9 protein-coding genes are annotated in these 12680 nt (G+C 65.4%); all 9 read right to left on the reverse strand.

Going from position 1 to position 12680, the window contains the following annotated elements; translation table 11 throughout:
- Positions 1–57: 57 nt before the first annotated feature.
- On the reverse strand, positions 58–1197 hold the full coding sequence (locus AYK61_RS03385; RefSeq protein ID WP_121869810.1) for a metallophosphoesterase: 1140 nt from the start codon (positions 1195–1197) through the stop codon (positions 58–60).
- Positions 1198–1200: 3 nt separating this feature from the next.
- Positions 1201–2862: a substrate-binding and VWA domain-containing protein gene (locus tag AYK61_RS03390; RefSeq protein WP_259467916.1), complete on the reverse strand. Its 1662-nt coding sequence runs from the start codon at positions 2860–2862 to the stop codon at positions 1201–1203.
- 67 nt (positions 2863–2929) lie between these two features.
- Positions 2930–5104: a malate synthase G gene (locus tag AYK61_RS03395; RefSeq protein WP_121872395.1), complete on the reverse strand. Its 2175-nt coding sequence runs from the start codon at positions 5102–5104 to the stop codon at positions 2930–2932.
- Between the two features lie 64 nt (positions 5105–5168).
- Positions 5169–6083: a 3-methyladenine DNA glycosylase gene (locus tag AYK61_RS03400; protein ID WP_121869811.1), complete on the reverse strand. Its 915-nt coding sequence runs from the start codon at positions 6081–6083 to the stop codon at positions 5169–5171.
- Positions 6084–7220, reverse strand: a complete 1137-nt coding sequence (locus AYK61_RS03405; protein ID WP_121869812.1) for a hemolysin family protein — start codon at positions 7218–7220, stop codon at positions 6084–6086.
- Entirely contained in the window at positions 7213–8592 is a 1380-nt protein-coding gene (locus AYK61_RS03410) for a hemolysin family protein (RefSeq protein ID WP_121869813.1), read from the reverse strand. The genes AYK61_RS03405 and AYK61_RS03410 overlap by 8 nt, the downstream gene beginning before the upstream one ends.
- A gap of 346 nt (positions 8593–8938) precedes the next feature.
- On the reverse strand, positions 8939–10375 hold the full coding sequence (locus AYK61_RS03415; RefSeq protein WP_121869814.1) for a GuaB1 family IMP dehydrogenase-related protein: 1437 nt from the start codon (positions 10373–10375) through the stop codon (positions 8939–8941).
- Positions 10376–10386: 11 nt separating this feature from the next.
- The gene (locus AYK61_RS03420) at positions 10387–11283 is read right to left on the reverse strand and encodes a DMT family transporter (protein WP_121869815.1); all 897 of its coding nucleotides are present in this window, start codon (positions 11281–11283) and stop codon (positions 10387–10389) included.
- Positions 11280–12584 (reverse strand): DEAD/DEAH box helicase, encoded by a 1305-nt coding sequence (locus AYK61_RS03425; protein WP_259467917.1) that lies wholly within the window; start codon positions 12582–12584, stop codon positions 11280–11282. The genes AYK61_RS03420 and AYK61_RS03425 overlap by 4 nt, the downstream gene beginning before the upstream one ends.
- Positions 12585–12680 lie beyond the last annotated feature (96 nt).

Raw genomic sequence — 12680 nt, forward strand, 5'->3', positions numbered from 1 at the left:
AGAACAGAGCCCGCCACGGCGACGTGGTGGGCTCTGTTCTGTTCGAGTCGGAGAAACTCAGCCTTGCGTGAGCTCGAGCATCGCGATCTCGGGCGGAGCAGCGACCCGGACCGGTGGACCCCACGCGCCCGCACCCCTGGTGGTGTACAACGTGGTGTTGTCGATAGTGTCCAGGCCTTCGACACTCGGCTGCTGGAGCGGCACCAGGTACCGGATCGGCCATATCTGACCCCCGTGCGTATGCCCGGAGACCTGCATGTCGACTCCGAAGTCCGATGCCTCCACCGCTTGCAACGGCTGGTGGGCCATCAGTAGCACAAAACGGTCGGGATCGATCCCCTCCAATGCCGCACCGAGATCGGGTTCGTACGGTGCGGGGGCAGTGGCGTCGTTGATGCCGGCGAGATCGATCGCGGCGCCGCCACGGGTGAGGGTCGTGCGTTCGTTGCGTAGGACGTCGATTCCGAGCGTCGACCACAGATCGAGCCATTCACCGCCGTCTCCCGCATAGAACTCGTGGTTGCCGCTGACAGCGAACACACCGAGCGGGGCGTCGAGGTCGCGGAGCGGTGCGAGGTCGGCACCGACCAACGGAACCGTTCCGTCGATGAGATCGCCGTCGAGCAGGACGACATCGGGATTCTGCGCATTGATCGAATCGACGACCTTGCGCACGAAGTCCGCGCCGCGGGAGGGCCCGGCGTGCAGATCGGACACCAACGCCACTCGGACGCCGTCGAATTCGGCCGGCAGCCTGTCGAGCGCGACGTCGGTGTTCGTCACCCGCGGAGTTGCCGCCTCGACGAGTCCGTACCCCACTGCGACCACGCTGACGAGTGCCACCGCAGCTGAGCCGATCCTCGTCACACGCAGTCGAGCCGAGGACGAATCGCGACGCCTCGCCGCGAAAACCACTCTCATGACGGTGCAGACCACGGCCACCAGCACCGTTCCCAGGAACAGGTACAGCACCACGGCGAGCCAACTGAGCCCGACGAAGGCGGGTCCTCGTGCCCAGGACGGATCGAATTCGACGCCGCTGCCGAAGCCGATCACCGCACCCAGCCACAGGAGCGCCAGCACAGCATCGACAGCCCGTTTGGGACGTGTCGGCATCCTGGTGACGGAGAGAAACCGCCAGTGCAGGAACAGGGTCACGAGGAGCAAGAAGACGCCGACAAAAATTACACGAGACATGTTCTAGTACAGCAACTTTCCGAGTAGATCGAAGAAATCCGGTGAATCAGACGTCGGCACGGTCATCGCAGTGCCGCCCGTCCGGGCCGATAGGTCGGTGAATGCGGTCGCATCGGTGTTCTCGCCGATCATCACCACGTTCACCGCGACCGGACGCGCGGCATCGGATGCCGAGTCGAGGTCGGTGAGCAGGTCCTGGGTGGACAGCGACGGGTCGTCGTTGGGGCCGTCGGTGATCAGCACGACGGAATTGACGCGTCCGGGGACGAATCCGGCCACTGCGTCGCGATAGGCGGCCAGCAACGACTCGGCGGAGTACGACGCTGATTCGGGTGTCAACGCCGCCGCACCGGCAGTCAAAGCAGTACGCCTGGGAGTCGGCCCGATCGCAGCCGCCATCGGGCCGGTCGGAACGTCGACGCGGTAGGGGAGCGAGTCGCCTCGATCCTCACTGAAGCTCCACAGGCCCAGCTCGGTGGAGTCGGGTACTCGCTGGAACTGCTCGTCGAGCGCGCGAACCGTGTTCTGCAGCCGAGTCGCACTGCCTTCGGTCGTGCCCATCGACTCGGACACGTCGAGCAGTACCGTGGCTCGGCGCGGCAGGACCGGATTTCGCAGCACCGAGAGCAGTGCGTCGGCAACCGGTCCGGAAGGAGCAGCGACGACGTCCGGGTTCACGGTCTCGCCGACGCCGAAGCCCGCATCCGTGAGCAACTGCGCGCCGTCGGGCTGCCGGACGAAATCGACGAATGCGGCGGCGGCCCGGGTCGATGTCTCGTCGCCGGAGAGTACGGCCGCGGGATGATCGGCAACGGGAGTGGGACCCTGAGGTTCGACGGCGGTCAGCGTCGACGAATCGGTCGAGGCCAGTTGTTGTTCGGTGACCGGAACCGCGTGGACTGGAGCGTCGGGGCCCGGCGCGTTCTCGAGGGCCGCGAGTGCGTCGTAGGTGGTGGACGCAGACGTTGCGGAGGCTCCGGTGTCGGTGACGGCCAGCTCCGACACAGCCGAGACCAGTTCCCTCGACGAGACCTGTTCGACGGTCAGGGCAGTGGTCGGATCACCGCGTACCCCGGCAGCGATGGCGGCGACCGCGAGTGTCGTTGCGCCGGCATCGGATCCGGTCGGTAGTGCGAGGCGAAGTGCGCCCCACTCGCCGAGACCGAGCGCCTGTGGGTCGCGTTGCAGGCCGACCAGATCGGCCCAGCTCGCAGTGGTCAGAGCGTCGGCCACCGCAGACGGCACCGCGAGTACGACCGGACTCGTCGCGAGTGGCCGCGGGGTGCCGTCGACGGCTCCTCGGTCGGTCACGGCTTCGACGTCACCCGACGATTGTGGTATCCACAGGCCCGGCCGAGCGCCGAGTGCTCCGACGTCCCAGTTGTCGATACCGGTGTTCAGAGCCATTCGCACGGCATCGGAGGCCGTAGCTCGAACCTGCACTGTCACACAGTGATCCCGTACCACCGGTGCGGTGTCGTTGAACCGAGCAGCCAGTTGTTCGACCGGCCCGGAGATGTCGGGATCGGCGGCGACAGTGAGCACCGCCGATCCCTCCACACATGTGTCGGCAGCTTCGACCCCTTGATCGAAGATTCGATCCCGCAGTTGAAACCATCCGAACACGGCCGCAGCCAGCACCGCGATCGCTATCACGACGATCACGGGTCCGGCGGCTATCGAACGCCCGCGCCCTGTGTTCCGATGTTCACCCACGTGATCGGCAAGTCCGTCAGGCGTTGACGGCCTTGTACTCCCGTCGGCGACGATGCAGGATCGGCTCGGTGTAGCCGTTGGGCTGACTGGTGCCCTGGAAGATCAGGTCACTGGCAGCCTGGAAGGCGATGTTGGTGTCGAAGTCGGGAGCCAACGGCTTGTACGTCGGATCGGATTCGTTCTGACGGTCCACCACCGGGGCCATCCGCTTCAGCGACTCGCGCACCTGGTCTTCGGTGACGATGCCGTGGCGCAGCCAGTTCGCGATGAACTGGCTCGAAATGCGCAGCGTCGCCCGGTCTTCCATGAGTGCGATGTCGTTGATGTCGGGAACCTTCGAGCAGCCGACGCCGTGGTCGATCCACCGCACGACGTAGCCCAGGATCGACTGCGAGTTGTTGTCGAGTTCGTTCTGCTTCTCCTCGTCGGTCCAGTCGGTGGACGGTGCGAGAGGAATTTCGAGGATGTCGTCGACGGTGGCGCGCTTGGCCTGTGCGATCTCGTGCTGACGGGCGAAGACATCGACCTTGTGATAGTGCAGGGCGTGCAAGGTCGCAGCGGTGGGCGAGGGAACCCACGCGGTGTTGGCTCCGGCCTTGGGGTGGCCGATCTTCTGCTCGAGCATGTCGTGCATCAGATCGGGCATGGCCCACATACCCTTACCGATCTGTGCCTTGCCTTCGAGTCCTGCGGCGAGACCGGTGTCGACGTTGAAGTCCTCGTAGGCGGCGATCCACTTCTCGCCCTTCATCGCTCCCTTGCGTACGACGGGGCCTGCCTCCATCGAGGTGTGGATCTCGTCGCCGGTGCGGTCGAGGAAGCCGGTGTTGATGAACACGACCCGCTCGGATGCGGCCTGGATGCATGCCTTGAGGTTGACCGTCGTGCGGCGTTCCTCGTCCATGATGCCGACCTTGAGCGTGTTGGTCGGAAGCCCCAGAACCTGCTCGACCCGGCCGAACAGCTCCGCGGTGAACGCGACCTCGTCCGGTCCGTGCATCTTGGGCTTGACGATGTACAGCGAACCGGTCCGTGAGTTGGACAGCACGTTGTCCGAGGTGAGCGAGTGCATACCGGCCAGCGAGGTGAACAGGGCATCGAGAATTCCTTCGGGCACCTCGTTGCCGTCGGCGTCGAGGATCGCATCCGAGGTCATCAGGTGACCGACGTTGCGGACGAACAACAGCGAGCGTCCGTGCAGCGTCAATTCCGAACCGTCGACCGAGGTGTAGGTGCGGTCCTTGTTCATCGCGCGAGTGAAGCTCTTGCCGCCCTTGGAGACTTCCTCGGTCAGATCGCCCTTCATCAGGCCGAGCCAGTTGCGGTATCCGAGAACCTTGTCGTCGGCATCGACTGCAGCGACGGAGTCCTCGAAGTCCATGATGGTGGTGACAGCCGACTCGAGCAGGACGTCCTTGACTCCTGCGCCGTCGGTCTTGCCGATCGGGCTCTCGGGGTCGATCTGGATCTCGAAGTGCAAGCCGTTGTGCACGAACAGGATTGCCGACGGTGCGTCCGGGGTGCCCTGGTAGCCGAGCAGCTGTGCGGGATCCTTCAGCCCGACCGTGCTGCCGTCGGCGAGGGTGACGGTCAGCGATGCTGCGTCGACGACGTATCCGGTGGTCCCGACGTGCGAGCCGGAGCTCAGGGGCAGTGCCTCGTCGAGGAAGTCCCGCGCGAAGGCGATGACCTTGTCGCCGCGGACCCTGTTGTAGCTGGTGCCCTTCTCGGCGCCGTCGGTCTCGGGAATGGCATCGGTTCCGTAGAGGGCGTCGTACAGCGAGCCCCACCGTGCATTGGAGGCGTTGATCGCGAACCGGGCATTGAGCACCGGCACCACGAGCTGCGGGCCTGCGGTGGTGGTGATCTCGGTGTCGACACCGGAGGTGCTGATCTGGAAGTCGGCCGGCTCGTCGAGCAGGTAGCCGATTTCCTTCAGGAATGCCTTGTAGGCGGCGCGGTCGTAGTTCGGGCCTGCGTGCTCGCCGTGCCAGGCGTCGACCTTGCCCTGGATCTCGTCGCGGACAGCGAGCAGTGACTTGTTCTTGGGAGCGAGATCGGCGATCACCGACGCGGCACCGGCCCAGAAGGCATCGGAGTCTACGTCGGTACCCGGCAGCGCCTCCTTCTCGACGAAATCGAATAGGACCTTGGCGACCTGAAGTCCACCAGCCTGCACACGATCGGTCATGAATTCCTCACTCTTTCCGGTCACGGACACCGGTGACGGTGTCCCCACGACAACGCTGTCGATGTTACTCGGCGGTAGGTCCGACGCCGAACTCGCCGCCGATCAGTAAATTCTGGCATCGAGCGATCAACGCCGAGCGCAGAGGTGCCGCTTCGCTCGACAATTCGCCCTGCGCACGCACGTATTCGGCTCGTCCGGCCGCGGTCTCTATCCGAATGGGTTCGAGGTCGTAGCCGCTCAGGTCGTACGGACTCGCGCGCATGTCGATCGTTCGCGCGTGCAGGGCCAGCTCGAAACAGTCGGTGAGAAACTCGGAATCGATCAGTGGTCCCAGCTTGTAGCACCACTTGTACAGATCCATCGAGGCATGAATACAACCGGGTTGCTCGGACGTCAGACGAGACTCCGGGGACAGCGGAAGAGCGTTGCGCGGCGCTGCATCGGGGGTGAAGAACCGGAAGGCGTCGTAGTGGGTGCAGCGCAACGTCATCGAATCGACCACGGCGTCGGTTCCGTCGTGCCCCAGACGCAGTGGCACCTGCTCGTGCCGCTGCGCCGAGGTGCCCCCGCGGTAGACCATCGCCCACTCGTGCAGTCCGAAACAGCCGAGCACCGGCGGCCTGTCTCGGGTGGCGACGAGCAGGCCGAGGGTGAATTCGATGCTCGATCGTCGACGCTCCACCAGATCCGACCGCACCCGAAAGCCCGGGCCGTCGTCGGTGTCCACCTGCTCGTAGGACGCGAACGCCGCGAAATCCTGAGCACGATCACCGGTGAGGACGACGCCGTGACCTGGATTCCATCGACGCAGCTGACCCGGGCGGTGACTGTAGTAGGTGAACAGAAAGTCGAGCACCGGATGGACGCCGCCGTGGCCCCGGTCGGTCAGATAGTCACCGACGAGGTTCTCCACCCGTGCCGCATGCGCCGCACGACGAGTGGTCCACTGCTGTTCGCTCAGCAACGTCGAGGAGGTCATTCACGCGTTCCGTGGGGGAGCGGCCGCGGATTTGAAACTGGACGACGATTGGCCCGGACGAGGACCGGCCACCCGGTGCGTGCCGTCCCGAACCGTACCGACGAACTCTTCGACCAGGTCCTCGAGCGCGACGATGCCGACCGTGGCACCCGTCGCGTCGTGCACGGCACCGAGATGGCTGCTGGCCCGACGCAACTTGGTCAGTGCGTCGTCGAGCACCGTGTCGATGGAGACCACCGGGAGTGCTCGCACATCGCTGCGGGGAATGACCGTGTCCGGTCCTGCCGACTCGTCGGCCATGTCGTCGAGAACGTCCTTGAGATGCAGGTAGCCCACGAGCGCCCCCGAGGCGTCGCGGACCGGATAACGAGAGAATCCCGTTTCGATGACAGCGCGTTCGACGGAACCCAGGGTGGGTCCGAGTGTGTGATCGGGCCCGGACAACTCGATACTGCGAACCTGGTGAGAGGGAATCAGAACCTCGGCGACCGTTCGACCGGACGTCTCGAGCGCCTGCCGCAATCGTCGATGCTCCTCGGCGTCGATCAATCCCTCGGATCGTGATTCGCCGATCATCTGCGACAACTCGACCGCCGACACCGAGGAACTGAGCTCGTCCTTGGGTTCGATCCGCAGCAGTCGAAGGGTCAGGTTGGCACACATGTTGTAGAACGAGATCAGCGGCAGCGCGACCTTGATGAACAGCAGATGGATGGGCACCAGAACCATTGCAGTGCTCTCCGGGCCCGCGATGGCGATGTTCTTGGGCACCATCTCGCCGATGAGAATGTGCAGAACGACCACGAGCGTCAACGCAATGGCAAAGGCGATCGGGTGCAGGAAGGACTCGGGAATGCCGACTGCCTCGAGCGGAACCTCGATCAGGTGTGCCACCGCAGGCTCCGCCACACGCCCGAGAAGGATCGAGCAGATCGTGATGCCGAGCTGGGCCGCGGCGAGCATCTGCGACAGGTTCTGACCGGCCTCGATCACACTCTGAGCGCGCTTCTTACCTTGTGCGAGCAGAGCTTCGAGGCGGTCCCGCCGGGCCGAGATCAGAGCGAACTCGGCTCCGACGAAGAAAGCGTTGCCGGCGAGCAGCAGAACGGCGAGACCGACTCCGAGGAAATCACCCATCGATCTCACCGTCCGATTTCATCCGAGCCACCGCTGCCGCGTCGACGGGCAGGAGCACCACCCGGTCGATGCGACGGCCGTCCATGCGAATCACCCGTGCCACCCAACCGCCGTCTCGTTCGAGCGGATCCTCGTTCGCCGGGGGAGGCAACAGAACTGCGTCCCCCTCGGTCGGTATGCGACCCAACTCCGTCAGTACCAGGCCGCCGATGGTTTCGTACTCGCCTTCCGGTGCCGAATACCCGGTGGCCGACGCGACCTCGTCGATACGCAGCAGACCTGCGCAATCCCATCCGTCGCCCGATCTGGAGACGTCGAGCTCCGGCTCGTCGTGTTCGTCGCGCACGTCACCGACGATCTCCTCGATCAGATCCTCCATCGTGACCATGCCCGCGGTGCCGCCGTATTCGTCGACGACGAGCGCGACCTGCATACCGTCGGCACGTACCCGTTCCATCACCGCGTCGCCGTCGAGGCTGGACGGTACGACGGGAACGTCGCGCGCCAGGGACTCGACCGTCGTCGAGCGACGGTGCGCTCCGGCGACAGTGAACGCATGCTTGATGTGAACGACGCCGATGGTGTCGTCCAGGTCGCCGTCGACCACCGGAAAGCGTGAGAAGCCGGTCCGCGCGGCCGTTTCGATCAGATCGGCCACGGTCGCGTCGGTGGCGAGCGTTTCGATCTTGACTCGCGGCGTCATCAGTTCCTCGGCCGTGCGGTCGCCGAACTGCAACGACCGATCCACCAGTCGGGCGGTGTTCTCGTCGATCGATCCCTGCCGTGCCGACGTGCGGACCAGCGAACCCAATTCCTGCGGCGACCGCGCGGATCTCAGTTCTTCCGCCGGTTCGATCCCGAGCCGGCGTACCAGCCAGTTCGCCGAGCCGTTGAGTCCGTTGATGGCCCACTTGAAGACGAGCGAGAACCCGGCCATCGCACCGGCGGTGACCCGCGCGGTCGACATCGGTTTCGCGATGGCGATGTTCTTCGGAACCAGCTCACCGAAGATCATCGAGAACGAGGTCGCCAGGATCAGCGCCACCGCAAGTGAGATGCCGGCGGAGAGGGTTTCGGATGCGCCCAGCGCGTCGGCCACCGGCCGAATGAACCCGGCCAGCACCGGTTCGGCGAGATAGCCGGTGATCAGTGTCGTGATGGTGATGCCGAGCTGGGCACCGGACAGCTGAAACGACAGTGTCTTGTGGGCGTGCAGAACCTGGCGCGAGCGCAGGTCGCCGTTGTCGGCCTGTGACTCGACCGCACTGCGTTCGAGAGCAGTGAGGGAGAACTCGGCCGCAACGAACAGCGCCGTGCCGGCCGTCAGGGCGACGAAACCGAGCAGGCTGACGATGGTGAGAAGAAGAGCCACGCGTCAACTCCGCCTGAGCCGGGACCGTCGAAGCTGGGACAGGAGCATCGCGCCGCCGGAGTGGACGTGGCTGCCGAAATCGGTGTCGCCGGGTTTCTCTCCCGGCTCGATAGAGGATCCCTCCGAAGTGGAACCGTCGTCGTGTTGTTCCGCAGTTGCCGTGGCGGCAACCGAGATAGTGGGTGCCTCGGGCACCTGATTCCCTTCTGTCGGTTCGCGCTGTGGTCCCACCCCGTGAGGAGCCGACCGTTCTGCCACACGTCGAGAATCGAATGCTCGAATTTTCGACGAATGACGAGCGCGAACAACTGTGTTTGCTGTAGGCGAGTCTAACCGTGCCCGACCGTCACCACCCGGAGGGCAGGGGCCGTCCCTCGGCGAATCCGGCAGCGGACTGGACTCCCAGAACTGCTCGTTCGGCCAACTCCGGGAGGGAACGGGCTCCCGCGTACGTGCACGTGCTCCGAACTCCGGCACAGATGTGATCGATCAGATCCTCGACACCCGGCCGATCGGGATCGAGTCGCATCCGCGAACTGGAAATGCCCTCCTCGAACAAGGCCTTGCGAGCCCGATCGAACGCCCCGTCGGTGGCGGTACGCGCGGCAACGGCCCGCTTGGACGCCATGCCGAAGCTCTCCTTGTACCGATTGCCGGATGCGTCCACTCTCAGGTCGCCCGGTGACTCGTAGGTGCCGGCGAACCACGAGCCGATCATGACGTTCGCAGCACCGGCAGCCAGTGCGAGAGCAACGTCACGAGGATGGCGCACACCGCCGTCGGCCCACACCGAAGCTCCGAGTTCGGCTGCCGCAGCCGAACAATCGGCCACAGCCGAGAACTGGGGGCGTCCGACACCGGTCATCATTCGCGTCGTGCACATCGCTCCTGGTCCGACGCCGACCTTGACGATGTCTGCGCCCGCCTGCACCAGATCGCGTGTGCCCTGGGCAGACACCACGTTGCCGGCCGCCAGGGGAACACCGAGATCGAGGGCGCGCACAGCAGCGAGGGCTTCGAGCATCTTCTCTTGATGCCCATGCGCGGTGTCCATCACGAGCACATCCGCACCGGCCTCGACCAGTGCGGTCGCCTTCTCCGCCACGTTGCCGTTGATGCCGACGGCGGCAGCGATACGGAGGCGTCCCGACGCGTCGACTGCAGGCGCGTAGATACCGGTCCGAACTGCGCCGGTCCTGGTCACGACACCTGCCAGGGAGCCGTCGTTCTCGACGACGACGGCGAGGTGGGCGTGTGCCGCTTCCATCAGCTCGAAGACTTCCTTGGGCGACGCATGGCGAGGGACGCGCACGAAATCGGCCGACGCCACGGAACTGAGCCGGGCGAATCGGTCGACGTCGGCGCAGGCACTCTCGGTCACCACGCCGATCGGCTTGCCGTGTTCGACGATCACGACGGACCCGTGTGCGCGCTTGTGCACCAGAGCCAAGGCGTCGGACACGGACTCGTTGGGGCCGAGTACGACAGGTGTGTCCGCGATCAGGTCACGACTCTTGACGAATGCGACGGTCTCGGCGACGGCCTCGGTGGGGAGGTCCTGGGGGATCACTGCGATCGCTCCGCGACGTGCGACGGTTTCGGCCATCCGCCGTCCCGACACCGCGGTCATGTTCGACACGACGATCGGAATGGTGGTTCCCGAACCGTCGACCGTACTCAGGTCGACATCGAACCGCGACGTGACGTCGGTTCGGTTGGGGACGAGGAAGACATCGTCGTAGGTGAGATCGTAGGGCGGTCGGTGACCATCGAGGAACTGCACGTTGATCGAGACTACCGGTCGGGCGCAGTCGGGGCCGAAGCCCCGTCCACCGTCTCCGTTTCGATGCGGGTCGACGCCTGGGTCCGAGACAGTCGAATCGTCGTGACGACCATGACGAACACCGCCACGGCGATGATGGCGAGGGCAGCCCCGTCGGTCCTGATTCGCTCGTCCAGGACCGTGATGCCGATGAACGCCGCACCGAGAGGCTCGCCGATCGTGACGGCCGGTAGTGACGCGGACAGGGGACCGACCTGAAATGCTCGCTGCTGCAGATAGAACCCGAGAGCTCCGGATCCGACCAGCGCGTACGTCTGCCAGGCGGCCAGTGCTCCGAGCAGGTCGCTCTCCACGAGATCGGTGACGAACTTCGTCAGAGCCGCAGCCAGCCCGAACAGCATTCCTCCCGCGGCTCCGAGCAACAGAGCCCGCGCGCCGGGAGTTCTCAGCATGAGCCCGCCCACCGCAGCGCCGCCGATCACGACCGCGGCGATGATCAGCGGAAACGCCCAGTCGGACAGAGGGGCGTCGGTATTGCCTTCGCTGGGATCGCCGACCACGATGAACACCGCGAGGGCGGCGGCCAGGAGAAAGGCGAGCGTCCACGTCGAAGCTGGGAGTGCGCGGCCGGCCAATTTCGCCGACATCGGGAGGGCGAACAGCAGGGCGGTGACGAGCAACGGCTGCACGACCAGGACCGAACCGACCCACAGTGCAGCGATCTGGACCGCGTAGCCGCCCGCATCGCCGAGTACGCCCACCCACCATCTCGGGCTTCGGATCAGAGCCGAGAGCAGCGACGTTCCCTCCGGAACCGATGCTGCGGCGCTCTGCTGTGCCACCGACGCGCAGGCGAACAGGAATGCCGAAACCAGGGCGAGCGCGATCGGCAACCAGGAGGAGGTCACCCGCGTCGTCCTCGGCTGCCGCCGCGCCTGCCTCCGGCCCGCCCGCTTCGCTCGTGTCGGACGGGTGCGGCACCGCGTCGAGAACTGCGAGGTGCTGGTGGTTCCGCCGCCTCGGCCGGGAGCGGCCTGCCGATGGGTGTACGAGCCCCGGTCAATCGACGCCACGAGGTGGGATCGGTCTCGGTATCGACCACCGTTGCCGTGACACCGGCATCGCCGGCCATGGCACACACCTGATCCAGCTGTTCGGCGGTGGCCAACGTCACGACGGTTCCGCTGGCTCCGGCGCGTGCAGTGCGACCTGCGCGATGCACGTAGTCCTTGGAGTCCAACGGTGGGTCGACGTGGACCACGAGGGTGACGTCGTCGACGTGAACCCCACGTGCTGCGACATCGGTCGCGATCAGTGCAGTCGATGCGCCGTCGCCGAAAGCAGCCAGCGAGCGTGTGCGGTGCGCCTGAGTCTTGTTGCCGTGCAACGACGATACCGATACACCCAGCCGGCGGCAGTCGTCGGTGAGTCGGTCGACCGCGTGAGTGGTGCGGACGAACAGCAACGTGCGACCGTCTCTGTTGGCAAGTGCGGCAGCTACTTCGGTCTTGCGGGCAGCATCGACCCGAAACACGTAGTGGGCAATGTCGGGCTCGCTCACCGACTCCGCTGTGGAATGTTCGGCCGGATCGTTCAGGAACTTCTCGACCAGGCGGTCGACGTCCTCGTCCAGGGTCGCCGAGAACAGCAGCCGTTGCCCGCCGGCCGGTGTCGCGGCGAGGAGCGAATCGACCTGGGGTAGAAATCCCATGTCCACCATGCGATCCGCCTCGTCGATCACAGTCACCTCCACACGATCCAACGTGATCGAGCGTCGCTGGAGCAGGTCGTTGAGGCGACCGGGGGTGGCAACCACGATGTCGATTCCGCGCTGGATCTCTCGGACATTGCGCTCGAGCGGAACGCCGCCGACCACACCGACGCTGCGTAAGCCGAACGTCGCCCCGTGGACGTCGAGCACTTCCTGGATCTGGAGCGCGAGTTCGCGAGTGGGAGCCAGTACGAGTCCACGCGGTGCACCGGGCTCACTGCGACGGCCGGCGAGCCGCACGAGCAGCGGAAGCCCGAACGCGAGAGTCTTTCCCGATCCTGTCGGAGCACGGCCGAGCACATCGCGGCCCTCGAGCGCATCGGGCAGGGCGGCGGACTGGATCGGAAACGGCTCGGAGACACCCGATTTCCTCAGCGAGTGTACGAGAACCACGGGCAGTCCCAGTTCTGCGAACGATCGAACGGATTGACCCGGCATGGATGTGACCCTACCGCTGCGTCGACCACGCGTCGGAATCTTCTTGTCGGTGCCCCGCGCGATACTCGGCGTAGAACGCATGTTCGATCGGCGTTC

It is taken from the genome of Rhodococcus sp. SBT000017, assembly GCF_003688915.1.
Classification (GTDB): Bacteria; Actinomycetota; Actinomycetes; order Mycobacteriales; family Mycobacteriaceae; genus Rhodococcoides.

Bases quoted from the DNA above. Each gene is read 5' to 3' on its own strand.
- AYK61_RS03405 (WP_121869812.1), bottom strand. From the start codon at position 7,220: ATGGGTGATTTCCTCGGAGTCGGTCTCGCCGTTCTGCTGCTCGCCGGC.
- AYK61_RS03385 (WP_121869810.1), bottom strand. From the start codon at position 1,197: ATGTCTCGTGTAATTTTTGTCGGCGTCTTCTTGCTCCTCGTGACCCTG.
- AYK61_RS03400 (WP_121869811.1), bottom strand. From the start codon at position 6,083: ATGACCTCCTCGACGTTGCTGAGCGAACAGCAGTGGACCACTCGTCGT.
- AYK61_RS03425 (WP_259467917.1), bottom strand. From the start codon at position 12,584: ATGCCGGGTCAATCCGTTCGATCGTTCGCAGAACTGGGACTGCCCGTG.
- AYK61_RS03395 (WP_121872395.1), bottom strand. From the start codon at position 5,104: ATGACCGATCGTGTGCAGGCTGGTGGACTTCAGGTCGCCAAGGTCCTA.